Origin of the sequence: Sphingomonas faeni (assembly GCF_030817315.1) — a bacterium.
GTDB classification, from domain to species: domain Bacteria; phylum Pseudomonadota; class Alphaproteobacteria; order Sphingomonadales; family Sphingomonadaceae; genus Sphingomonas; species Sphingomonas faeni_C.
Genome location: NZ_JAUSZF010000001.1, coordinates 3468826 through 3491835 on the forward strand (window position 1 = coordinate 3468826; position 23010 = coordinate 3491835).

20 protein-coding genes are annotated in these 23010 nt (G+C 65.1%); 9 read left to right on the forward strand and 11 right to left on the reverse strand.

All coding sequences use genetic code 11. The features are described from left to right. The first annotated feature begins 38 nt into the window (after positions 1 to 38). Positions 39 to 1538, forward strand: coding sequence for an MFS transporter (locus QFZ54_RS16110; protein WP_307088769.1), 1500 nt, complete (start codon positions 39 to 41; stop codon positions 1536 to 1538). 311 nt (positions 1539 to 1849) lie between these two features. Then, complete coding sequence (locus QFZ54_RS16115) at positions 1850 to 2284, forward strand: GIN domain-containing protein (RefSeq protein ID WP_307088771.1); 435 nt, start codon at positions 1850 to 1852, stop codon at positions 2282 to 2284. Between the two features lie 21 nt (positions 2285 to 2305). Here QFZ54_RS16115 and QFZ54_RS16120 read toward each other — a convergent pair whose 3' ends face one another. Then, complete coding sequence (locus tag QFZ54_RS16120; protein WP_307088773.1) at positions 2306 to 2710, reverse strand: DUF1489 family protein; 405 nt, start codon at positions 2708 to 2710, stop codon at positions 2306 to 2308. A 31-nt stretch (positions 2711 to 2741) separates the two neighbouring features. Continuing rightward, the gene (mgtE, locus tag QFZ54_RS16125) at positions 2742 to 4151 is read right to left on the reverse strand and encodes a magnesium transporter (RefSeq protein WP_307088775.1); all 1410 of its coding nucleotides are present in this window, start codon (positions 4149 to 4151) and stop codon (positions 2742 to 2744) included. 108 nt (positions 4152 to 4259) lie between these two features. Here mgtE and QFZ54_RS16130 point away from each other — a divergent pair, with 108 nt between their 5' ends. Next, positions 4260 to 4718: a peptidylprolyl isomerase gene (locus tag QFZ54_RS16130; protein ID WP_307088776.1), complete on the forward strand. Its 459-nt coding sequence runs from the start codon at positions 4260 to 4262 to the stop codon at positions 4716 to 4718. A gap of 56 nt (positions 4719 to 4774) precedes the next feature. Here QFZ54_RS16130 and QFZ54_RS16135 read toward each other — a convergent pair whose 3' ends face one another. Continuing rightward, a complete protein-coding gene (locus QFZ54_RS16135; protein ID WP_307088777.1) occupies positions 4775 to 5290 on the reverse strand; it encodes a hypothetical protein in 516 nt (171 codons plus the stop codon). Positions 5291 to 5398: 108 nt separating this feature from the next. Further along, a complete protein-coding gene (locus QFZ54_RS16140; RefSeq protein ID WP_307088778.1) occupies positions 5399 to 6283 on the reverse strand; it encodes a LysR substrate-binding domain-containing protein in 885 nt (294 codons plus the stop codon). Between the two features lie 283 nt (positions 6284 to 6566). Here QFZ54_RS16140 and QFZ54_RS16145 point away from each other — a divergent pair, with 283 nt between their 5' ends. Continuing rightward, a complete protein-coding gene (locus QFZ54_RS16145) occupies positions 6567 to 8840 on the forward strand; it encodes a CDC48 family AAA ATPase (RefSeq protein ID WP_307088780.1) in 2274 nt (757 codons plus the stop codon). A 244-nt stretch (positions 8841 to 9084) separates the two neighbouring features. Here QFZ54_RS16145 and QFZ54_RS16150 read toward each other — a convergent pair whose 3' ends face one another. Together QFZ54_RS16150 and QFZ54_RS16155 are read right to left on the reverse strand one after the other, a co-directional pair. Further along, positions 9085 to 9792, reverse strand: coding sequence for a hypothetical protein (locus tag QFZ54_RS16150; protein WP_307088781.1), 708 nt, complete (start codon positions 9790 to 9792; stop codon positions 9085 to 9087). Between the two features lie 5 nt (positions 9793 to 9797). Further along, the gene (locus QFZ54_RS16155) at positions 9798 to 11009 is read right to left on the reverse strand and encodes a toxic anion resistance protein (RefSeq protein ID WP_307088783.1); all 1212 of its coding nucleotides are present in this window, start codon (positions 11007 to 11009) and stop codon (positions 9798 to 9800) included. Positions 11010 to 11157: 148 nt separating this feature from the next. Between QFZ54_RS16155 and QFZ54_RS16160 the strand changes: the two genes are divergently transcribed. The 3 genes from QFZ54_RS16160 to typA all read left to right on the forward strand — a co-directional run bounded on the left by QFZ54_RS16160 (position 11158) and on the right by typA (position 15362). Beyond that, positions 11158 to 12171 (forward strand): zinc-binding alcohol dehydrogenase family protein, encoded by a 1014-nt coding sequence (locus QFZ54_RS16160; protein WP_307088785.1) that lies wholly within the window; start codon positions 11158 to 11160, stop codon positions 12169 to 12171. Between the two features lie 277 nt (positions 12172 to 12448). Continuing rightward, positions 12449 to 13426, forward strand: a complete 978-nt coding sequence (locus QFZ54_RS16165; protein WP_307088787.1) for a hypothetical protein — start codon at positions 12449 to 12451, stop codon at positions 13424 to 13426. Positions 13427 to 13517: 91 nt separating this feature from the next. After that, entirely contained in the window at positions 13518 to 15362 is a 1845-nt protein-coding gene (gene typA, locus QFZ54_RS16170) for a translational GTPase TypA (RefSeq protein WP_307088789.1), read from the forward strand. A 396-nt stretch (positions 15363 to 15758) separates the two neighbouring features. Here the strand turns inward: typA and QFZ54_RS16175 are convergent, their stop codons facing one another. Beyond that, positions 15759 to 16406, reverse strand: a complete 648-nt coding sequence (locus QFZ54_RS16175) for a L,D-transpeptidase family protein (protein ID WP_307088790.1) — start codon at positions 16404 to 16406, stop codon at positions 15759 to 15761. Between the two features lie 128 nt (positions 16407 to 16534). On the opposite strand from QFZ54_RS16175, the gene QFZ54_RS16180 reads away from it, so the two are divergent. Together QFZ54_RS16180 and QFZ54_RS16185 are read left to right on the forward strand one after the other, a co-directional pair. Continuing rightward, positions 16535 to 16930, forward strand: coding sequence for a hypothetical protein (locus QFZ54_RS16180; RefSeq protein WP_373458559.1), 396 nt, complete (start codon positions 16535 to 16537; stop codon positions 16928 to 16930). A 107-nt stretch (positions 16931 to 17037) separates the two neighbouring features. Next, positions 17038 to 17355, forward strand: a complete 318-nt coding sequence (locus QFZ54_RS16185) for a DUF3297 family protein (protein WP_307088792.1) — start codon at positions 17038 to 17040, stop codon at positions 17353 to 17355. A gap of 165 nt (positions 17356 to 17520) precedes the next feature. Here the strand turns inward: QFZ54_RS16185 and QFZ54_RS16190 are convergent, their stop codons facing one another. From QFZ54_RS16190 to QFZ54_RS16205, 4 genes are all read right to left on the reverse strand, one after another. Beyond that, positions 17521 to 19389, reverse strand: a complete 1869-nt coding sequence (locus QFZ54_RS16190) for an ABC-F family ATP-binding cassette domain-containing protein (protein ID WP_307088794.1) — start codon at positions 19387 to 19389, stop codon at positions 17521 to 17523. A 693-nt stretch (positions 19390 to 20082) separates the two neighbouring features. Next, positions 20083 to 20598 carry a cell wall hydrolase gene (locus QFZ54_RS16195; protein WP_307088796.1) on the reverse strand — a complete coding sequence of 172 codons (516 nt, stop codon included), beginning with the start codon at positions 20596 to 20598 and terminating at the stop codon, positions 20083 to 20085. Positions 20599 to 20971: 373 nt separating this feature from the next. Then, complete coding sequence (locus QFZ54_RS16200) at positions 20972 to 21769, reverse strand: LytR/AlgR family response regulator transcription factor (RefSeq protein WP_031393111.1); 798 nt, start codon at positions 21767 to 21769, stop codon at positions 20972 to 20974. Next, the gene (locus tag QFZ54_RS16205) at positions 21766 to 22911 is read right to left on the reverse strand and encodes a sensor histidine kinase (protein ID WP_307088802.1); all 1146 of its coding nucleotides are present in this window, start codon (positions 22909 to 22911) and stop codon (positions 21766 to 21768) included. The genes QFZ54_RS16200 and QFZ54_RS16205 overlap by 4 nt, the downstream gene beginning before the upstream one ends. Positions 22912 to 23010 lie beyond the last annotated feature (99 nt).

Consider the following 23010-nt stretch of genomic DNA (forward strand, 5'->3'; position numbering starts at 1 on the left):
CCGCGTAAACAAGCGACGGCCGATCAGGAGAGCCGCATTTGACCGAGAAACCAGTCCAGGGCTTTGGCGGTCTCTGGAATATCAGCTTCGGCTTTTTCGGAATCCAGATCGGCTTCGCGTTGCAGAACGCCAATATGAGCCGAATTTTCCAGACGCTTGGCGGATCGCTCGACGACCTTTCCTATCTATGGGTCGCCGCGCCGCTGACCGGGCTGCTCGTTCAGCCGATCATCGGCCATTACAGCGATCGGACCTGGACCCGCTTCGGCCGTCGTCGCCCGTATTTCTTCGCCGGTGCCGTGCTCGCCGCGCTCGCGCTGTTCGTGATGCCCGAGGCGAAGATGCTCTGGCTCGCCGCGCTGACGCTGTGGGTGCTCGACGCCTCGGTCAACGTCTCGATGGAGCCGTTCCGCGCGTTCGTCGGCGACATGCTGCGGAAAGACCAGCACACCGCAGGCTATGCGCTGCAGACCGCGTTCATCGGTGCCGGCGCGGTGGTCGGCTCGATCTTCCCATTCGTGCTCGCGCATCTCGGCGTGTCGGGCAATGCGCTGGCGGGCGTACCCGATACGGTGCGGTACAGCTTCTGGTTCGGTGGGGCCGCCCTGTTGCTGGCGGTACTCTGGACGGTCGGCAACACGCGCGAATACAGCCCGGCGGAGATGGCGGCGTTCGGCGAACACGACCCCGACGAAGCGCTCGCAACACCGGTCCGTGCGCTCGCCAGCCGCGGCTTCGCGAGCGGCATCGCCTGGATCGTCGCCGGGATCGCGGTCATCATCGCAGTGCCCGAACTGGCGCTCCAGAAGGAAGTGTACCTCCTCGGGGGCCTGCTCGTCGCATATGGTGCAGCCAGCTTTGCAGCGATCAGCCTCGCGCGCAGCGGCAACACCGACAACGCTCTAGCCCAGATCGTCGGCGATTTCGGCGACATGCCCGACGTGATGAAACGTCTAGCGCTCGTCCAGTTCTTCAGCTGGTCCGCGCTATTCATCATGTGGATCTTCAGCACACCCGTCGTGGCGCAGTATATGTACGGATCGAGCGACGCGACGAGTGCTGCGTACAACGCCGGCAGCGACTGGGTCGGCGTCCTGTTCGCGGTCTACAACGCGGTCGCCGCTCTGGTCGCGCTGCTGATCCTGCCCCGGCTGGCGAAGCGGATCGGCCGCGTGAAGACCCACATCGTGTGCTTGCTCTGCGGCGCCGCCGGGTTTGCGAGCTTCCTCGTGGTGCGCGACCCGACCCTGCTGATCGTCAGCGAGGTGGGCGTCGGCATCGCCTGGGCGTCGATCCTCGCCATGCCCTACGCGATCCTGGCCTCCAGCCTGCCGCAGGCCAAGCTCGGCATCTACATGGGCCTGTTCAACATCTTCATCGTGCTTCCACAGCTGCTGGTCGCGACGCTGATGGGGTCGGTGCTGAAGGCGCTCTTCCCGACCGAGCCGATCTGGACGATGGCGTTCGCCGCTTTCGTCATGGCGCTTGCCGCACTGGCGATGCTACGCGTCCCCGAGCTTCCCGACCGGGCCTCGTGACGTGACCCGTATCGCGTCCAGTTTCGCGGGTATGAAATACCTGCTCGCCGCGTCGCTGCTGCTATCCTCGCCGGCATTCGCCCAATCGTCTGCGGCGACTCGTACGGTATCGGTAGGCAGCTTCGATCGCGTTCATGTCGAGGGGCCGTTCGAGGTTCGCGTCACGATCGGCTCGCCGCGCGCCACGATAGTCGGGTCGCGTTCCGACAATGCCGTCGTGGTGCCCGTCGATGGGACGGCGCTGTCGGTCCGCAGGGATATAGGCGGCTGGAGAACAGCCCCGCAATGCAAGCGCAGGACCGATCGTCGTGATGCTCACCACGCCTGGGCTGACCTCGGCGAGCGTTGCCGCAGGTGGGCGACTGACGATCGCGAAGATGCGCGGGATGCGCGTGGATGTGACGGTCAGCGGCGATGGCAGCCTCGCGCTGGCGGCGGCGGACACCGATCAGCTGAACGCGACGTTGATCGGCTCCGGTCAGATGAGCCTCGCGGGCCGAGCGGCGCGAGCGCGGCTGGTTACCAGCGGACCGGGGGCGATCGATGCGTCGGCGTTGGCGGTGAACGACCTGACCGTCCATCTCGACGGCGTCGGCGAGACCAGGGCGGCGGCGCGCTATACCGCGCAAGTGACGAACACCGGGCTGGGCATGGTGACGGTCACCGGCAACGCGAAATGTCGAGTGAATGCGGCAGCCGGCGGGCCAGTGACATGCGGGACGGCGGCTACGCGTGGAGCGCCGTAGCCGCGCTCACAGAGCGCGCGCCTAGATCAGCGCCAGTTCCGCCAGCTTCGTCATCAACGCCGGCGGCATCACGTCCAGACCGGTCGCGTCGCCGCCCAGATCGAGCGGTGCATCCGCCCCCTCCAGATACCGCCAGCCCTGATGCGCGCGCTTGGGCCGCGCCTGTACCAGCACGAGTTTCGGATCGATGTGAATCGCCACGCGACCCTCCTCCGCCTCGTCGAACCCGAGGATAGGCGAGCGGGCGATCAGCTGGTGCTTGAGGATCCAGAACATCGAGCCCTGACCGGTTACCTCCTCATGACGCTTGGGCAAATAGCGCGTCGTGAGGAACACCGGCCCCTCCTCGCCGCGCAGGCGCAACCGCTCGGCGAGATGATCGACGCTTTCCGCGCCGAACGCGACTTTGGTGAGGTGGAGCGGCATGTTGCTGGAAATGGGCGCTAAAGCCGGACGATCAACCGTGAAGGCCCCAAAGACTCGCCAGCCCGAGGAACGAGAAGAATCCCATCGTATCGGTCATCGTCGTCACGAACACCGCGGACGACACCGCGGGATCGATCCGGAACTTGTCGAGCGTTACCGGCACCAGCACGCCGCTCAGCCCGGCGGTGAGGTTGTTCACCAGCATCGCCGCGGCGATTACCAGCGACAGGTCGGTGTTGCGGAAGATAACGTATGTCCCAAGGCCGATCAGCGTCCCCAGCATCACGCCATTGGCGGCGGCGATGCGGAACTCGCGCCCGATCATCCGCGTGGTGTTGGAACTCGTCAGCTGGTTGGTCGCCAGCGCGCGCACCACCACCGCCAGCGTCTGCGTCCCCGCATTGCCGCCCATCCCCGATACGATCGGCATCAGCACGGCGAGCAACGCGAAGCTCGCGATCGTCCCCTGAAACAAGCCCACGACCGACGACGCGACCATCGCCGTGCCCAGATTGACGACCAGCCAAATGAACCGCGTCCGCACCGTCAGCCGGATCGGCTCGTTGATGTCGCCATCGCCTGCACCCGCGAGACGCAACGTATCTTCGCCCGCCTCTTCGGAAATGATGTGCACGATGTCGTCGACCGTGATCATCCCGACCAGCCGGCCGCCATGGTCGACCACCGCGGCCGAGATCAGCGCGTATTTCTGGAAGCGCAGTGCGACTTCCTCCTGGTCCATGTCGACCGGGATCAGCGTCTGCTCGCGCTTCATCACGTCGGCGATCGCGATCCCGCGCGGCGTGCGCAGCATCCACGACAGCTGGCAGGTACCGATCGGCTTGTGCGCAGGATCGACGACGAAGATTTCCCAGAAATCGGTCGTCAGTTCCTCGTGGCCGCGCAGGTAATCGATCGCGTCGCCGACGGTCCAATGTTCAGGGACAGCGATCAGCTCGCGCTGCATCAGGCGACCTGCCGACTCCTCGGCGTAGCTCAGCGCCTCCTCGATCGCGGCGCGATCGTCGGGATCAAGCGCGCGCAGCACCGCGCGCTGCTCGTCCTCGTCCATGTCCTCGATGATCGCGACGGCATCGTCGGTATCGAGTTCGGACGCGAGATCGGCGACCTGGTGCGGCTCGAGCGCATCGATCAGATCCTCGCGGACGTAATCGTTCATCTCGGCGAACACGTCGCCACCGAGCAGGTCGGTCACCGCCCGCGCGAGTGCCGCACGATCCTCCTGCGGGGTCAGCTCGAACAGATCGGCGATGTCGGCGGGATGCAGCGGCTCGACCAGCGCACGCGCGCCCTCGTCGTCGCCATTCTCGACCGCATCCAGGACGGCACGGACGAATTCGGGACGCAAATGGTCGTCGCGATCGAGTTGATTTTCGGGTTGGGTCTCGGTTTCGACCTCGGGAAGCTCGAGTTCGCTCATGGCTGCCTCCCTTAAAAAGCGTATGTTTGGGCCCTAACGCGACGCGCGTGCATTTGCCAGTCGGAGTGCGGCTCCCTATCTGCCGCGCATCAATTCAGGAGAACATGAATGGCTGACACCCCCGAAACGCTGACGCTGACCCTCGAAGGTGGCGACGTCACGATCAAGCTGCGCCCCGATCTGGCGCCCAAGCACGTCGAGCGGATCGTCGAGCTCGCGAACGAAGGCTTTTACGACGGCGTACCCTTCCACCGCGTGATCCCGGGCTTCATGGCGCAGGGCGGTGACGGTGGTCGCGGCGACGGCACCGGCGGGTCGAGCAAGCCCAACCTCAAGGCGGAATTCTCGGCCGAGCCGCACGTCCGCGGCGTGTGCTCGATGGCGCGCACGAACCAGCCCGACACCGCGAACTCGCAGTTCTTCATCGTGTTCGACGACGCACGCTTCCTCGACAAGCAGTACACCGTCTGGGGCGAAGTCACCGACGGCATGGACCTGGTCGACGCGCTTCCCAAGGGCGAGCCACCGCGTACGCCGGGCAAGATCGTCAAGGCACGCGCTGCCTGATAAGGGGTACCGGGGTGGCGTCGCGCCGCCCCGGTATCGGTTATTCCGGGCGGACCCTATTGCCACTCGCCCCAGTAATGTTCGAGACTGACGGACACGGTCAGCAACTGATCGCCCAGTTTTCGCGCAAGACAAACTTCGACCGCGCCCGCCGCGGCGGCGGCGGCGGCGCTTCCTCCGGTGATGATTGCAGCGATTGCAGCGGCGATTGCCCCTTCGCGCAAACAATCTTCGACGATGTCCTTGATGTCTATCGGCTTGGCAGTCGAAACCCGCAGCACTGCGCGGACGTAATACCATTGCAAGTTGACCGTCCAGCCGATGCAAGTCTTGATCGGTCCGATCCGCACCCATTTGGCGCATTTTGCGCGGCTATGCGGTAGCGTTGTCGGGTCCTTCGTGACGAGCAGAACGCGTTCGTAGATGATGCCGCTATCAGGCTCGACGAGTTCGTAGGCGGCCTGAGTACCCCAGGCGAAATCTTCTGCGCTAGCGCGCTGGTGACGGGTCGTACTGTCGGGTGGCAGGTTGTCACCGAGAAACAGTTGGCCGTCGACTTTGCTTGGATCCATCACCATCACGATCGCTCCCGAAAATGTTATGGGAGCCAAGTATAACGGGGTGGTCAGCCGCGATGTTGTCGACAACATCCGGTTTGGAGTAAGTTCACCGCAGCAGCGTCAGACTTCCGCCACCGTCCGTATCAGCCAATCGTGGAACAGCTTCACCGGCTTGGTCTGCAACGCCCGTGGGCGGCACACGAACCAGTAGCTGTACGGACTCTCCACCTCGATATCGAACAACCGGACCAGTCGCGGATCGTTCGCATCGTCGAAATGGCTCGCATGCATGAACGCGACGCCGAGTCCCTGCGCGGCTGCCTCCAGCATCAGTGCGCCCGAATCGAAATGATCGATCGCCAGCGGCTCGATATCGTCGAGCCCCGCCGCCGTCCGCCACGCCGTGAACGTGTCCGTCATGTCGCGGTGGACCAATGCGGTCAGCGTCGAGAGCTGTTCGGGTCGCGTAACCGGATCCGCCCGCTCCAGCAGGCTCCGAGCACCGATCACATACACCGAATTGCGATCCAGCCGCCGCGCGTAGAACGCCGGGTCGATCTCGCGCGACAGGGCGATCACCGCGTCGAGCCCGTCGCCGAGTCGCGACACCAGATGCGCGGCGGTATCGATGTCGAGATGCAGCTCGGGGTGCGTCGTCCGCAACTCGCCCAGCCGCGGGAACAGTTTCTGCGACGCATAGAGCGGCAGGATGCCGAGACGCAGCCGCAGCACCTCGGTCGTGCTGGTCAGCGATTCGACCGCGTCCGACAGCGAGTCCAGCACCGGCGCGATCTGCGCGAGCAGCCGTTCGCCATCCGCATTCAGCACCATCGCCTGATGCCGGCGTGCGAACAGCGGCTTGGCGATGAAGCGCTCGAGGCTCTGCACGCGTCGGCTGAGCGCAGGTGCGGACAATGCCAGATCTTCGGCCGCGGCCTTGATCGACCCCAGCCGCGCGACCTGTACGAACGCCTCGATAGCCCCCAGTGGCGGCAGCCTGCGCATGATTCCTCTTTCGACTCGACGAGTGTGACAATGACCGCTGGACGCATTCATGCACGCGATTGCAGTTAGCGCAATCGTAGCTGATCCCTTCGCACTTGCAACACGAACCGTCTCGACGCAAAAAGACCTCGCCTTTCAGGCATCCTCTCCTAAAAACTTTCATGGGCTGGCCTTCATTGGCCGGCCCTTTTTTTGTGCGTTTTACAGCACGCGGGTGAGGCAATGCCTCGCAAGCCCGGAACCTCGCCCCCATCTGACACGCTTCGAGTTCGAAGGAGTCGAGATGCCCGATAGCGAAATCCCCACGCGGAAAATCCAGGTCGCCAACGCGCGTCCCGAGGATAGCGGCCGCGGCTTGGCGCATTTGCCGCGCGCGCTGATGGCGACTCTCGGCATCGGCGAGGGCGACGTGATCGAGATTCTCGGCAAGCAGAACACGCCGGCGCGCGCCGTCGGTCCGTATCCGGAGGACGAAGGCCTCGACATCCTCCGCCTCGACGGCCTCCAGCGCGCGAACGCCGGCGTAGGCTCGGGCGACTTCGTCGAGGTGCGCAAAGCCGAGTCGAAGCCGGCCACGCGCGTCGTCTTCGCGCCGGCGCAGCAGAACCTCCGCCTCCAGGGCTCGACCAATGCGCTCAAGCGCACGTTCCTAGGCCGACCGATCTGCCAGGGCGACATCGTTGCGACCGCTGGGCATCAGCGCGTCGGCAACATGCCGCCGGGCGTCCAGCAGTTCATGAACGCACCGGCCTACGCGCTTCAGGAGATCCGCCTCGCGGTGATCGCGGCCAGTCCCAAGGGCGTCGTGCATATCGACGAGAATACCGAGATCGAACTGCGCTCCGAATATGAGGAGCCGCAGGCCGCACGCCGTGCCGACGTCACCTATGACGATATCGGCGGCATGGCGCAGACGATCGACCAGTTGCGCGAGATGGTCGAACTGCCGCTCCGTTACCCCGAACTGTTCCAGCGGCTCGGCGTCGATCCACCCAAGGGTGTGTTGCTGCATGGTCCTCCCGGCACCGGCAAGACGCGCCTCGCGCGCGCCGTCGCCAACGAATCCGACGCCCAGTTCTTCCTGATCAACGGCCCCGAGATCATGGGCTCGGCCTATGGTGAGTCCGAATCGCGTCTCCGCGAAGTGTTCGAGGAAGCGGCGAAGTCAGCACCCTCGATCGTGTTCATCGACGAGATCGATTCGATCGCACCCAAGCGGGGCCAGGTGTCGGGCGAAGCGGAAAAGCGTCTCGTCGCACAGTTGCTGACGCTGATGGACGGCCTCGAATCACGCGCGAACCTCGTCGTGATCGCGGCTACCAACCGTCCCGAGGCGATCGACGAAGCACTCCGCCGCCCCGGCCGGTTCGACCGCGAAATCGTCGTCGGCGTGCCGGACGAGCGTGGCCGCCGCGAGATCCTAGGCATCCACACGCGCGGCATGCCGCTCGGCGACCGCGTTGATCTCGATGAACTGTCGCGCACCACCTACGGCTTCGTCGGTGCAGATCTCGCCGCGTTGACACGGGAGGCGGCGATCGAGGCGGTCCGCCGGATCATGCCGAAGCTGAACCTCGAAGAGCGGACGATCCCGCCCGAAGTGCTCGACGAATTGTCGGTCACCCGCGAGGATTTCCTCGGTGCCCTGAAACGCGTCCAGCCATCGGCGATGCGCGAAGTCATGGTGCAGGCACCGACCGTGCGCTGGGCGGACGTCGGCGGTCTCGACGACGCACAGATGCGGCTAAAGGAAGGCGTCGAACTCCCGCTCAAGAACCCCGATGCGTTCCGCCGTCTCGGGATCCGCCCGGCCAAGGGCTTCCTGCTCTACGGCCCGCCCGGCACCGGCAAGACGTTGCTCGCGAAGGCGGTCGCACGCGAGGCGGAGGCGAACTTCATCGCCACCAAATCGTCCGACCTGCTGAGCAAATGGTACGGCGAAAGCGAGCAGCAGATCGCCCGTCTGTTCCAGCGCGCACGCCAGGTCGCACCGTGCGTGATCTTCATCGACGAACTCGACTCGCTGGTGCCTGCGCGCGGCTCAGGTGCGGGCGAACCGCAGGTGACGGAGCGTGTCGTCAACACGATCCTCGCCGAGATGGACGGGCTGGAGGAACTGCAATCGGTCGTCGTGATCGGCGCGACCAACCGCCCGAACCTGATCGACCCTGCGTTGCTCCGGCCGGGCCGGTTCGACGAACTCGTCTATGTCGGCGTCCCCGACAAGGCCGGTCGCCGCCGTATCCTCGGCATCCAGACCCAGAAGATGCCGCTCGCGTCCGACGTCGATCTCGATCGCCTCGCCGACCGTACCGATCGCTTTTCCGGCGCGGACCTGGAGGACGTCGTTCGCCGCGCAGGCCTCGTCGCACTCCGTCGTTCGATCGACTCGACCGACGTGACGATGGCCGATTTCGAAGGCGCGCTGAAAGAGTCGCGCGCCAGCGTGACCCCGGAAACAGAACGCGAATACGAACAAATGGCCGCGCGCCTGAAGCAGGACGCGACCGCCATCCAACCTCTCGGGTTCGCCTTTCCCAGCAAGGCGGACGACTAGACACCTCTGCATCAGTCGACTCGCCCGCCCTTCACGGGGCGGCGGGTAAACAGCTCTGTCGAGAGCTTTCAGCAGTCCGGGCTGGGGCGGCGTTTGCCCTTCGTCCGGCTCGTCAGGTGGAAGTGAAGACACCGGTCGCAGCGATACGGTCGGAGCGGTACGCGTCCGGTTTGCGCCACCACGAGCGCGTCGGCTTCGGATACGAAGCGCGCCTTGCGACGGCATACGCTGAGTCGGGTGCGCTTCACTCCTTGTACTTCATCTCCAGGAACCGCCCCCGCGTCGACAGATTGTCCAGATCGCTTTGCGCGAGGCGCGCGGTCATTTCGCCGATTTCCTGTTCGATCAGCTTAAGCCCGTCGACCAGTTCCGCATCGGGCGTGCGACCGTTGCGCGGCGTGTTGCGGAGCGACGGCGGGACCTTCTCGTAATCCTTGACGAAGGCGGGCAATTGCTCGCCGATCAACTTCCGCACGTCGACAGCTTCCTGCGTATTGGCGTCGAGCGTTGCCAACTGTGGGGTCAGCGTTTCTAGACGCAGGCCGATGCGGTCGACCAAAGTCATCGCCGGCGCGGGGAGGGCAGGGCGCTGCGCCTCCAGCCAGCGTTCGGTCTGCGCGGGGAGGGCGCGGATATCCACCGCGGCGAGCCGCTCCGGCGTCGGCGCGCGTTCCGCCGGCCATACCGCGAACAACACCGTCGCGGCGACCAGCAGCGCCATCACCAGCATCGCGCCGCCGATCCCGAGCGGCACGATCCAGCCGATCACCATCGCCGCGATCAAGATCGACACGTCGGCGACTGCGATCCGGGTCAGGCGCTTGCCGATCGCCTGCGTCTGCCGTGCCCGTCCCCGCGTCGGCACGCGCCCGATCACCGTGCCCGTCCGGTCGTCCGAAATGCGCGACCAGGAGGCGCGGGCGCTGGCGATGGCGTCGTCGACTTCGCTCACGGCGGTTACATCGCCTCCAGCTTGAACGGGCTAGCGGAAGGTCCGCCGAGTTGGCCCTGCGTCGCGCCTTCAGCCCGCGCGATATAGCCGCGGGACTTGTCGACCTCGTTCGACAGCGCGCCGACCGTGACCTTCATCGAATCGAGCGCCTTCAGCTTGAACACGTCGATCGCGTCCATCGTGTCGTAGATGTTCTGGAATGCGCGTTGCAGCGTTTCCAGCGGGATCGTCGCCGATGCGGCCTGTTCGTGGATCTGCGCGGTCTGCGATTTCAGCAGCTTGCCGGTCGAATCGATGATGTTCGCGGTCGTCGTGTTGAGCGCGGTGATCTGCTCCAGCACCAGCTTCTGGTTGGTCAGCGCCTGCGCCACCGTCACCGCGGTGCGCAGCGCGGACACGGTCGTGGTCGAGGCGCGATCGACGCCCTTCACCAGCTCGACATTGTTCTTCTTTACCAGATCGAGCGCGAGATAGCCCTGCACGGTCACCGCCATCTGCGTCAGCAGGTCCTGCGTCCGCTGGCGCGTGTAAAACAACGCCGTCTCGCGGATCGCCTTCGCCTTGGCCGGATCGGTGTGATCGAGCTCGTTCGCGACGTCCTCCAGCTTGGCGTCCATCGTCTTCGACAGATGGATCATCTGCTCGAGCCGGCCCATTGCCGCCCACAGATTCGCGCGCTCGGTATCGATCGCGGCATTGTCCATCAGTAGCTCGTCCTTGCCCGAGCCGAGGCTCTTTAGGATCTGCGCGATGTGCGTCTGCGACGACTTATAGCCGTCGAAATAATTGCGCATCTTGCCCCCGAACGGGATGATCCCGAACAGCTTCTGCGGCGCGGTGAGGTTACCCTTCTTGCCGGGATCGAGATCCTCGACGACGCGGCGCAGCTCGGCGAGGTCCTTGCCGACGCCGGTCTCCTGATCCATCGCCTTGACCGGGCGATCGAGGAAGCGGTTCGACTGGCCGGCGGCTTCGCGGATTTCCTTCGCGCCCATCGCCGTGATCGCATCGACCCGCTTGCCGAATTCTGGGGAGTTGACGTCCTGCGCGACGAGATCGGTGACGAACCCCGACACGCGCTCCTCCAGCTGCGACTTCACGCCGGCATCGACCGGCACCAGTCCGGCGGCCTTTGAGGCGGCCACGGTCGGCACCGGATCGGGCGGCGTCAAAACCAGGCCCGGCTCTTCGTTCAGCGTCTCGGGTGTCGTCGCCATGCGTAATCTCCGTTCGATGGGACATGGTGGCTGCAACCCGTCCCGCGTTCAAGTGGCATATATAGATAACACACCGCTCTTGCCAACCGCGCCTTGAAACCAAGGGACGGCGTCGACAGCTTGGGGCCGACATCACAGGAGTTCCAGCATGCGCGCCATCGGCTACACCAAGTCGCTTCCGATCGACGATCCGCAGTCGCTCGTCGATCTCGACATCGCCAAGCCCGAAGCGACCGGCCGCGACCTGCTCGTCGAGGTGAAGGCGGTGTCGGTCAACCCGGTCGACACCAAGATCCGCCAGAACCGCGCCGATCCCGACGGCAAGCCGCAGGTGCTGGGCTGGGACGCAGCGGGCATCGTCGTCGCAGTCGGCCCCGATGTGACCAGGTTCGCGGTCGGCGACGCGGTGTTCTACGCCGGTGCGATCGACCGGCCCGGCACCAATGCCGAATACCACCTCGTCGACGAACGGATCGTCGGCCACAAGCCGCAGTCGCTCGATTGGGCGCAGGCGGCGGCGCTGCCGCTGACCTCGATCACCGCGTGGGAGACGCTGTTCGACCGGCTTGACGTGCGCAAGCCCGTGCCCGGTGCGGCGAACGCGATCCTGATCATCGGCGGCGCGGGCGGGGTAGGGTCGATCACGATTCAGCTCGCGCGCAAGCTCACCGACCTGACCATCATTGCCACCGCCTCGCGCGACGAGACGCGAGGCTGGGTCGAGGATCTCGGCGCGCACCACGTGATCGACCACCGCAAGCCGCTCGCCGAACAGGTCGAGGCGCTCGGGCTGGGGGCTCCTGCCTATGTGTTCTCGACGACGCATACCGACGAGCACATCGCTGAAATCGCCACGTTGATCGCGCCGCAGGGCCGCCTCGCGCTGATCGACGACCCCAAGACGCTCGACATCGCGCCGCTGAAGCAGAAGTCGATCTCGGTCCACTGGGAGCTGATGTACACGCGCTCGCTGTTCCAGACGCCGGATATGGGCGAGCAGGGGCGGTTGCTCGACGAGGTCGCGGCGTTGGTCGATGCGGGGACGATCCGGACGACGCTGGCGGAGAATTTCGGGACCATCGACGCAGCGAATTTGCGGCGGGCGCATGAGCGGATCGAGAGCCATACGGCGAAGGGTAAGATCGTGCTGGAGGGGTTCTGAGCCTTTCCGATTTTCCAGCGCGTCCCGTTAACCTAGGCCACCACCCCGGCGAAGGCCGGGGCCCAATTGGGGGACACTGCTAACGGATGGCAGCACACCATCATTGCGACCTTTCCAATTGGGCCCCGGCCTCCGCCGGGGTGGTGCCGTTGAAGGGCTGTCCTAAACCCTCTTCTCGTTCCCCCGCGAACGCGGGGGAACGGCTTTGGGCTGATGTGGGGCATCTCACGGCCGAATAAGACTGGCGGCGACCAAACCACACGATACGCTGCGGACCATGCTCCGCCCGCTGATCCTCGCACTCGCCCTCCTCCCCGCGGCCGCCACGAATCGTCCCCCGCCAGCCGACCCACTAACCGCCACGATCCACACCGAAGACGCCGACCGCTTCGCAACCCTGTTCGCCAAGACCAAAGGCAAACCCAGCGCCGCGCAACTGAAACGCGACTATCTCGACAAGGGCAGTTTCGGGATCGGCGTCTTCACCCCCGGCCGGATCGTCGACGCCGACAATCTCGCGCGCGCGATCGCCGCCAACCCGACCCGATACGCGCAGGCGATCAAGACGTGCCTCCCCGCCGCGAAGGCCGCCACCGCCGATCTCCGGTCGATCTATCTCGGCCTCCACGGCGCGCTCCCAGACGTGAAGCTGCCCCAAGTCTATATAGTCTTCGGCGCGAACACCTCGGGCGGCACGGCCAAGCCCGGCGCGCAGGTACTCGGCCTCGAAGTGCTGTGCCGCATGTCCCCCACACCCGAGAAACTTCGCCAGACGCTCTGCCATTTCTTCGCGCACGAGACGGTGCATTCCTTCCAGCAGGACGCCGGGATGACGCTCGCCCGCGACCCGCTTCTCACCGCGATCCTCGTCGAGGGCGCGGCGGACTTCATCGCCCAACTCGTCACCGGCGAGGAGCCCGACGCCGCGCGCGCCGCCTGGGCCACCCCCCGCGAGGCCGAACTCTGGCGCCAGATGCAGGCCGACATCGCGCTCACCCGCAAGCTCACCGACAAGGTCGACCCGGAGGAAGGCTCGCCCGAAGCCAAGGCGTACGCCCGCTGGATCGGCAACTACTCCACGCCGCCCGCCGGCTGGCCGCCCGAACTCGGCTATTGGATGGGCCTGCGGATCTGGCAGCGTTACTACGCCGCCGCCCCCGACAAACACGCCGCGCTCAGGGCGATGCTGGCGGTCCGCGATCCCCGCGCGATTCTCGCCGCCGGAACATACAAGCGCCGCGGAGGTTCCCTCTAAAGGCGACGAAATGCCGCTGCGGCTTCCCGCGGCGCAACAATTACGCTATGGCGCGCGCCAACCCCGTTCCTCGTTTCAAGAGAATACATTCATGAGCCTCCGCAACGTGGCGATCATTGCGCACGTCGATCACGGCAAGACGACGCTGGTCGACCAGCTCTTCCGCCAGTCCGGCACCTTCCGCGACAACCAGCGCGTCGAAGAGCGCGCAATGGATTCGAACGACCTCGAAAAAGAGCGTGGCATCACCATTCTCGCCAAGCCGACCTCGGTCGACTGGACCCCTCCCGGCGAGTCCGAGAGCATCCGCATCAACATCGTCGACACGCCCGGCCACGCCGATTTCGGCGGCGAAGTCGAGCGCATCCTGTCGATGGTCGACGGCGTCGTCCTGCTGGTCGACTCGTCGGAAGGCGCGATGCCGCAGACCAAGTTCGTCACCGGCAAGGCGCTCGCGCTCGGCCTGAAGCCGATCGTCGTCGTCAACAAGGTCGATCGTAACGACGCGCGCATTCAGGAAGTGCTCGACGAAGTGTTCGACCTGTTCGTGTCGCTCGACGCGAACGACGACCAGCTCGACTTCCCCGTGCTCTACGCATCGGGTCGCAACGGCTATGCCTCGACCGACATGGACGCGCGCGAAGGCACGCTGATCCCGATGTTCGAGACGATCGTGAAGCACGTGCCGCCGCCCGCCGTGGAAGTCGCCGGCGTGCCGTTCACCTTCCTCGTCACGCTGCTCGACCGCGATCCGTTCCTCGGCCGCGTCCTCACCGGCCGCGTCAATTCGGGTACCGTGAAGACCAACCAGCCGATCCACGCGCTGGATAACGACGGCAAGATCATCGAAACCGGTCGCGCCTCGAAGATCATGTCGTTCCGTGGTCTCGACCGCGTGCCGGTCGACGAAGCCAAGGCCGGCGACATCATCTCGCTCGCAGGGCTTTCGGTTGCGACCGTGGCCGACACGATCGCCGACATCACGGTGACCGAGCCGCTGCACGCGCAGCCGATCGATCCCCCCACGCTGTCGATGCGTTTTGCCGTGAACGATTCGCCGATGGCGGGCCGCGAAGGCACCAAGGTGACGTCGCGCATGATCCGCGAGCGCCTGTTCCGCGAAGCCGAGTCGAACGTCGCCGTGAAGGTGACCGAGGCGGCCGACAAGGACAGCTTCGAAGTTGCCGGCCGCGGCGAGCTTCAACTCGGCGTGCTGATCGAGACGATGCGCCGCGAGGGCTTCGAGCTGGGCATCTCGCGTCCGCGCGTGTTGTTCGGCGAGGACGAGAACGGCAAGAAGACCGAGCCGTACGAGACCGTCATCATCGACGTCGACGAGGAGCATTCGGGCACCGTCGTCGAGAAGATGAACACGCGTAAGGCCGAGATGACCGACATGCGTCCGTCGACCGGCGGCAAGACCCGCATCACCTTCTCGGCGCCGTCGCGCGGGATGATCGGCTATCATGGCGAGTTCCTGTCCGACACGCGCGGCACGGGCATCATGAACCGGCTGTTCGAGAAGTACGGCCCGCACAAGGGTCCGATCGAGGGTCGCAAGAACGGCGTGCTGATCTCGAACGGTTCGGGTGAAGCCAACAACTACGCACTGGGTCCGCTCGAAGAGCGCGGCATCCTGTTCGTGGGCCATGGCGAGGCTCTCTATGAGGGCATGATCGTCGGCGAGAACGCCAAGCCGGACGACCTCGAGGTCAACCCAATGAAGACCAAGGCGCTGACCAACTTCCGCGCCTCGGGCGGCAAGGACGACCAGGTCCGCCTGTCCCCGCCGAAGCGCGCGACGCTGGAGCAGGCGATCGCGTACATCGACGACGACGAGATGGTCGAAGTGACGCCGAAGTCGATCCGCCTGCGCAAGCGCTTCCTTGATGCGAACGAGCGTAAGCGCGCGAGCCGGGCTAAGCAGAGCGCCTGAGGCCAGCACGGCGAAGCCGGCTGAGCCTCAGGCGCTCGGCCGGCCTCGCTAAAGCGGGTCCGACGACACGGCTTCGCCGTGTCGCGCTTGCTAGGAAATGAAGAAGGGCCGGAGGGAAACCTCCGGCCCTTTTCGTTTGTGCGTGAATACATGACCAGCCCACTCCTTCCCCCCTCCCTGAAAGGGAGGGGCCGGGGGTGGGTGGGCTTCCGCATTATCGAGCGGCGATGGCCAAAGCCGGCCAACCCACCCCCAACCCCTCCCTTCCAGGGAGGGGGGAACGTCGCCCCCGGGCAACCACCCGCGCACTAAAATCCTCTCCCCCGCGGAGAGGAAAAGACGCCAAGGCGGCGAAAGGTGAGGGCACGGCGCGCTAACGGCCGAAACCACGCGCAATCACGCAGCAGTAATCCGCCCACCCCGCTCCAACATCTCCCCACTCGTAACAATAACCCGATCTCCAACCCCAACCCGCCCAAAGATCAATTTTGCAAAAGCAGTAGGCACCCCCACGCATCCATGCGTAGCGTACTTCCCATCCATCAGCGCACTGCCATGGATCGAAACCCCATCATTGGTCAGCCGCAGCATATACGGCATCGGCGCACCGTAGAGGTTCGACACATGATGCGCGTCCTTCTGCGTAACCGTGAACACCCCCAGCGGAGTCGGCTTCTCGTCCGCGCCATAGATCACCGCAGCCGTCCCGATCTCGTACCCTGCGCGAAAGATCGACAAGGTCTGCGCGACCAGATCGACGGTGATCACGATCGGCCCCTCGGGCACGCCCTCCGTATCCCAGTAATACGCCCCGTTGCGCAGCGGTTCGGGCACATCCAGCACCCGCTTCACGACATACGCATCGACCGGTTCCTGGGCAGCGACGGCAACCGGCCTCGGCGGAACCTCCGCAACGACCTGGGCCGTCCGCGCAGGCGCGTCGACCGCCCGCAACTTCACCGGCGACCCGGAAAGCGCCAGCCCGCCGATCACCAACGCCCAATCGTTCGCCTGCTCCCGCGTCCCCGCACGGGACACGCCCACACAGATATACCGTGGGTTAACAGCCCGTTCCGCCGCAGTTCAGACCGAATCACCTACAGCCTGAAACACGGCCGGACACTTATGCGTTTGTCCCAGGCGGACCGGGCGTAACTAGTAACGGAGTTCGGATGATGAACGGATTTTTGAAGAAGGCAGGTTTGGGGGTAGCCCTCGCAGCGACCGCGCTGACAGCCGCGGTACCGGCCGATGCACAGCGCTGGGGCCGCGGCGGCTATGGTCGCGGCTGGCACGGTCATCGCGGCGGCGGCAACGCAGCCGGTGCAGCCGTGCTCGGCGGTATCCTAGGCCTGGGCGTCGGCGCAGCGATCGCGAGCAGCAACAACCGCAATCGCTATTACGACCGCGGCTATTACAATGGCGGTTATTACGCCCCGCCGCCGGTGGCCTATTACAACCCACCGGTCCGCACCTATTACCGCGAGGACTATCGTCCGCGGTGCTGGAACGAGTGGCGGGTCGATCCCTATTACGGCGACCGGGTATCGGTACAGGTCTGCAGCTGACCCGATCGAACGACAGCAAGGAGGCGTCGGGAGCAATCCCGGCGCCCCTTTCGCGTCACGTGCTTTTTTCTGGCGCGGGGCAGGCGCTTGCCGCTAGACGCGCGACCATGACCGACACGCCCAACACGCCCGAGACCGAAGCCGCCGCCACCCCGGCCGCAACCGGCGACACGCCCCCCGATCGCCTCTCGATCAACCAGCGCAGCCCGTTCTTCCAGCAGGACCTGCTCGAACGCGGCATCGGCATCCGCTTCAAGGACAAGGTCCGCCACGACGTCGAGGAATATTGCATCTCGGAAGGCTGGATCCGAGTCGCACTCGGCAAGAAGGTGGACCGCAACGGCAATCCCCTGACGCTGAAGCTCGTCGGCCCGGTAGAGGCCTGGTTCGAGCGCCCTGCCACGTCAGATACAGACGAAGGCTGACCCGATCTTCCCCCCTCCCTGAAAGGGAGGGGCCGGGGGTGGGTAGGCCAGCTTGTGCCGCAACCGCCTGAACACGCGGAACCCGACCCACCCCCAACCCCTCCCTTCCAGGGAGGGGGGCAAGAACGGACTAGGCGGCTCCCCCAGGGGAGGCGCAGAAGCCGCTTAAGCCGCCACCCCCTCCAGCGCCTCGCTAGCTTCCAGCCACTTAGCCTCGCTAGCCTCCAGCTTTGCATGCACCTCGGCACGACGCTTGCTCAGGTCCCCCATGGACATCCGCGAGAACCGCGGCTCAGCACTCGCCGGGTCGACCATCGCACGATCCAGAGCATTCCGCTCCTTGGTGAACTTCGCGGTCTGCTCCTCGATCTCGCGCAGAGCCTTCCGCAACGCCGCATCGTTGCTCTTCGCATCCGCCGCGGCCTTCTTGCCCGCCTTCTTGTCGGCCTTCGACGCCGCGTCGCCCTTGCCGCCGTCGCCCTTCAGGACGAACGCGATATAGTCGTCGAGGCTGCCGTCGAACTCCTTCGCCGTGCCGTCGTCGACCAGCACCAGCCGGTCCGCGGTAAGCTCCAGCATATGCCGGTCATGGCTGACCAGCACCACCGCGCCGGTATACGCATTGAGCGCCTGCACCAGAGCCTCGCGCGCATCAACGTCCAGATGGTTGGTAGGCTCATCGAGGATTAGCAGATGCGGCGCATCCCGCGTGATCAGCGCCAGCGCCAGACGCGCGCGCTCGCCACCCGACAACTTGCCGACCCGCGTCGTCGCCTTGTCACCCGAGAACCCGAACCGCCCCAACTGCGCGCGGACGGCCGCCGGCGTCGCCCCCTTCATCAGATGCGACATATGCTCGATCGGCGAATCGGTCGGATCGAGTTCCTCAACCTGATACTGGGTGAAATACCCGACCTTCATCTTGCCCGACGACGACATCTCGCCGTCCATCGGCGTCAACTGCGCCGCCAGCAGCCGCGCGAGCGTGGTCTTGCCGTTGCCGTTGCGCCCGAGCAGCGCGACCCGGTCGTCGGGATCGAGCCGCATGTTGAGCCGCTTCAGTATCGGCACGTCGGCGTAACCCACGGTCGCCATGTCGAGCGTGATCAAAGGTGGACGCAACTCGGTCGGGTTGGGGAAGCCGAATGACAGCGTCGGATCGTTATAGCTCTCGGCGATCGGCTGCATCTTCGACAGCATCTTCTGCCGCGACTGCGCCTGCTTCGCCGTGGAAGCGCGGGCGCTATTTTTCGCGATATATTCCTGCAGCTTCTCGCGCTGCACCGCCTGGTTGGCGCGGGCCGCCTCGATCTGCGCGAGCCGCTCGGCCCGCTGCCGCTCGAACGCATCGTAGCCGCCCGGATACAGCGTGATCTTGCCGCCCTGCAGATGCAGGATGTGATCGACCACGTTGTTGAGGAAATCGCGCTCGTGGCTGACCACCACGATCGTCGCCTTGTAGCCCTTGAGGAAGTCCTCGAGCCACATCACTGCTTCGAGATCGAGATGGTTCGAAGGCTCGTCGAGCAGCAGCAGGTCCGGCTGCGAGAACAGCAGGGCGGCGAGCGCCACGCGCATCTTCCAGCCACCCGAGAAGCTGTCGAGCGTGCGCGCCTGCATATCCTCGTCGAACCCGAGCCCGAGCAGGATCTGCGCGGCGCGCGCGGGCGCGGTGTACGCGTCGATCGCGATCAGCCGCTCGTACACGTCGCCGAGCCGGTCGGGATCCTCGCTCGTCTCGCTCTCGATCATCAGCGCGGCGCGTTCCAGGTCGGCTTCGAGCACCGTCTCGAACGGCGTCTTCACGCCGTGCGGCGCCTCCTGCGCGAGATACCCGATCCGCGCGCCCTTCGGCATGTCGGCGGAACCGTCGTCCGGCTCCAGCTGCCCTGCGATCACGCGCACCATCGTCGACTTGCCCGCGCCGTTGCGCCCGATCAGCCCGACGCGCGAGCCCGGCGGCAACGCAGCCGTGGCGCCATCGAGGATAACGCGTCCGCCCAGGCGCACCGTGATATTGTTCAGATTCAGCATGGGGCTGCCGTTAGCAGATGCAGCATGGTTTTGCGAGGGGAGGGGAAGGGGGGGCTCAAGCCCCCCAAGGTCGAGCCGCGCCCCCCTCCCTGAAAGGGAGGGGCAGGGGGTGGTAGGCCGGTTCGAGCCACGACCGAAGGACCGCGCGGAACCCGACCCACCCCCGACCCCTCCCTTTCAGGGAGGGGAGAAGACATTCCAGCCAACACCGGTGCGTCATCCGGCTGGACGTAGCTTGAACGGGGCAGCCGGAGGGTCGCGCGGGAGCAACAGCAAGGGCAGGTTTCCCTCCTACCGCCACCCCGGCGAAGGCCGGGGTCCAAGTGGAAAGGCCGTGATGATGAGGCGCGGTCCGCAGTTGGCGACGTCACCCAACTGGGCCCCGGCCTCCGCCGGGGTGGTGCAGCTATCGGAACGGCAAACGAACCAAACTTCCTCCCCGTCAGGGGAGGGTAGGGGTGGGGCATTGCCAAAAACGTCTCGCACGCCGCGGCGCCCCAACCCTCCCCTAAAGGGGAGGGAGATTATCAGCTCTCGTCCGAAACGATCATCCGAACCCTCGCCACCGCCAAGTATTCCAGCAGCCCGCCCACCAACATGAACCCGCACCCCCGAACCCCGGCATAAGCCTGCCGAAACGTCAGCGCCCGCTCCAGCGTCCCCTGCCACCGATAGAACACATGCGTCCCGACCTTAGTGATCCGCGCCAGACTCGACGCCCACCACGGCAAAATGCTCGTCGTATGAAACGAACTCGCCGCCCCGACCGGCGCAAAGACGCTCCCACCAAGCGCCGCCGCCGCAACCGCGCGCGCGATCCCAAGCCCCCAACTCCCGCGCACGGTTCATCGAACCATCGCACGTATAGCTGAACTGACACCCGGTCCGCCGCTCGGCCCCCTGATACACGACCCCGCACACGCTGTTCGGAAAAGCCCGGTCGCGCACCCGGTTCAACACCACCTGCGCCACCGCCCGCTGCACCTCCGCCGCACGACTCGCGTCGTCAACGGAGTTCGAAGTTACAAAGGGGGGCGCAACCGCAGGCACAACCGCCGCAAAGGCCGCCTCAGGCGTGGCCGCTGCGATCTTCGCCGAGATGTCATCCGGCACATGCAGCGCCATCCGCTCCAGCGCGCGAAAATTACGCTCGGGCTGAACCTGCGCGACCGCAGCGAGGCGATCCGCCGGCACGCACGACGTCGCCATCACCAAACGCGGGCAAACTGATCGAGGCATGGGGATAAAGGCCGTAACCCGACGTCTTCATCCCCCCACTCTACGCCGAGGGGTTTAGGGACTGGTTAATTGGGTCGAGGAAACGGGGAGAGCGTCCGCTAACGAAACGCAACCCCGTCATCCCGACGAAAGTTGGGACCTAGATCGGCAAGGACGGACTCGGAAAGGGCGCCCCCGAAAGCGCGCCCCCAACATCCTCCCCCATCGTCCGTCATCCTGACGAAAGTCAGGATCCAGAGCCATCGAGGGCGACGCCCGTTACCTGGATCCTGACTTTCGTCAGGATGACGGGAGGGGGTAGGATGACGGGACGTGGGGGCAAGGTCACGCCCGCAGCCTCACCTCAATGAACGAACCGCGCCACCACATCACGATACGACCGAGAAACCTTCACGCTAGCCCCCGAATTCAACACCAGGAAGCATTCCCCGTTAGTATGCGGCTTAACCTGCTTAACCAGATCCAAATTCACGATCGTAGACCGATGCACCCGCTGGAAACGCCGCGGATCGAGCCGCTTCTCCAGATCCTTCATAGTCTCGCGCAAAATCAGCGTATTATCGCCAGTATAGATACACATGTAATCGCCAGCTGCATCGATCCGCTCGATCGTATCCACATCCACGCGGAAGATCTGCCCGCGATCCTTGATGTTGATGAGCTTCTCGAACCGGTTCGCCGACACCGCATCCCCGTCCGGCATGTCTGCTGCCGCATCCGGCGCCACATCGGCGAGCACTTCGCGCAATCGATCGACCTCCTCGACGCCGCGCTTCTCGCTCAGCCGCTGGCGAACCCGCTCGATCGTATCGGCCAGCCGAGATTCCTCGACCGGCTTCATCAGATAATCCACCGCCTGAGCCTCGAACGCGCGCAAGGCATGGTCCGAATACGCGGTCACGAACACGAACAAAGGCGGCTCGACCTCCATCAGGCCCTGCACGACGGAGAACCCGTCGAACCCCGGCATCTGGATATCGAGGAAGACCAAGTCGGGCTTGTGCGTCTTGATCGCGCGGATGGCCTCGCGGCCGTTCGAGCATTTTTCGATGATCTCGACGTCTTCATGGGCCTGGAGTCGGAGTTCCAGCCCCTGGATCGCCAGCGGCTCGTCGTCGACGAGAATGGTACGGATGGTCATGCGGCCTCTCTGTTCACGTCTTCAAGCTGATACGGAATCTCGATCTCGACCGAGAAGCCGCCAGCGGGCGTGGAGCGCGTTTCGAAACGGTGGTCGGGCCCATATGCCTGAGCCAACCTGTCTCTAATATTAGCGAGCCCCACGCCTGTCGAATGGCTTGAACCGATCCGGCCCTCGATCAAGCCCGGACCGGTATCGGATACGGCGATCTGCACGCGTTCCCCGGCGAGCCGCACTTCGACGCAAATTTCGGCGCCTTCCTCCTGCGGCGTGACGGCATATTTGATCGCGTTTTCGACGAGCGGTTGGAGCAGCAGCGACGGCAGCCGGGCGCGTTCGGCACGCGGATCGATGTCGAACTTCGGCCGCATCCGATCCTCGAAGCGCATCTTCTCGATCTCCAGATACAGCTTCAGCTGGTCCACCTCCTGCGCGACGGTGACGTGCGCGGTCGGCTCGTTCGCCAGCGTATAGCGCAGGAACGACGACAGCCGGCTCAGCATCGCATTCGCCCGCTCGGTCTGCTTGAGCAGCACCAAGGTCGAGATCGAGTTCAGCGTGTTGAACAGGAAATGCGGGTTGAGCTGATAGCGCAGCATCGCCAGCTGCGCCGACGACGCCTGGTTCTCCAGATGCTCCATTTGGTCGATCTGTTGCTCGACGATCAGGTAGAAATTGATCCCGAAATACAGCGCCGACCACCCGAACAGCACGGTAAAGGTGACGTACACCGACCCGAGCAGCCGCGTGAGAGTCACGCCCGGCGTCGCGGTCGCGATGAACGAGAAGGTGAACGCGTCGAGCACCGCATACAGGAACGTCGCGGCGGCCAGCGTCGCGATCGTCAGGAAGATCCCGACAAGCCGGTTCATCCGCCGATACTGGCCGTACATCGTCGAGAGCAGCAGCGTGATGCAATACCCGACGATCGCCTCGACGATCACCGGGATCACCCCGTCGAGTGACAGGCCGTTCGAGATCGACACCACCCCGCGCAACAGCAGGTACCCGCTCCACCCGACCGCCTGCAAAATCCAGAACGCCCGCGCCTTGTTCTCGAAGAACGGCCGCGCCGTGAAGGGCAGTCGCCGGGCGGAGTTCAAGGCGGAGGAGCCAGGGTGCGGGGCGGAAGAATTAGCCATCGGCCTGCGCTCTTACACGTCGACGCTACCCCAGGCAAAAGCCGAGCATACATCGGTCAGACCCTTCGCCTTCGCACGATGCCTGCGAGTGCGAGGGCC

Excerpts from the sequence above, each read along its gene's own strand:
- QFZ54_RS16115 (WP_307088771.1), top strand. The coding sequence starts at position 1,850 with ATGCTCACCACGCCTGGGCTGACCTCGGCGAGCGTTGCCGCAGGTGGG.
- QFZ54_RS16120 (WP_307088773.1), bottom strand. The coding sequence starts at position 2,710 with ATGCCGCTCCACCTCACCAAAGTCGCGTTCGGCGCGGAAAGCGTCGAT.
- mgtE (WP_307088775.1), bottom strand. The coding sequence starts at position 4,151 with ATGAGCGAACTCGAGCTTCCCGAGGTCGAAACCGAGACCCAACCCGAA.
- QFZ54_RS16130 (WP_307088776.1), top strand. The coding sequence starts at position 4,260 with ATGGCTGACACCCCCGAAACGCTGACGCTGACCCTCGAAGGTGGCGAC.
- QFZ54_RS16135 (WP_307088777.1), bottom strand. The coding sequence starts at position 5,290 with ATGGATCCAAGCAAAGTCGACGGCCAACTGTTTCTCGGTGACAACCTG.
- QFZ54_RS16140 (WP_307088778.1), bottom strand. The coding sequence starts at position 6,283 with ATGCGCAGGCTGCCGCCACTGGGGGCTATCGAGGCGTTCGTACAGGTC.
- QFZ54_RS16145 (WP_307088780.1), top strand. The coding sequence starts at position 6,567 with ATGCCCGATAGCGAAATCCCCACGCGGAAAATCCAGGTCGCCAACGCG.
- QFZ54_RS16155 (WP_307088783.1), bottom strand. The coding sequence starts at position 11,009 with ATGGCGACGACACCCGAGACGCTGAACGAAGAGCCGGGCCTGGTTTTG.
- QFZ54_RS16160 (WP_307088785.1), top strand. The coding sequence starts at position 11,158 with ATGCGCGCCATCGGCTACACCAAGTCGCTTCCGATCGACGATCCGCAG.
- QFZ54_RS16165 (WP_307088787.1), top strand. The coding sequence starts at position 12,449 with ATGCTCCGCCCGCTGATCCTCGCACTCGCCCTCCTCCCCGCGGCCGCC.
- typA (WP_307088789.1), top strand. The coding sequence starts at position 13,518 with ATGAGCCTCCGCAACGTGGCGATCATTGCGCACGTCGATCACGGCAAG.
- QFZ54_RS16180 (WP_373458559.1), top strand. The coding sequence starts at position 16,535 with ATGATGAACGGATTTTTGAAGAAGGCAGGTTTGGGGGTAGCCCTCGCA.
- QFZ54_RS16185 (WP_307088792.1), top strand. The coding sequence starts at position 17,038 with ATGACCGACACGCCCAACACGCCCGAGACCGAAGCCGCCGCCACCCCG.
- QFZ54_RS16190 (WP_307088794.1), bottom strand. The coding sequence starts at position 19,389 with ATGCTGAATCTGAACAATATCACGGTGCGCCTGGGCGGACGCGTTATC.
- QFZ54_RS16195 (WP_307088796.1), bottom strand. The coding sequence starts at position 20,598 with ATGGCGACGTCGTGCGTGCCGGCGGATCGCCTCGCTGCGGTCGCGCAG.
- QFZ54_RS16200 (WP_031393111.1), bottom strand. The coding sequence starts at position 21,769 with ATGACCATCCGTACCATTCTCGTCGACGACGAGCCGCTGGCGATCCAG.
- QFZ54_RS16205 (WP_307088802.1), bottom strand. The coding sequence starts at position 22,911 with ATGGCTAATTCTTCCGCCCCGCACCCTGGCTCCTCCGCCTTGAACTCC.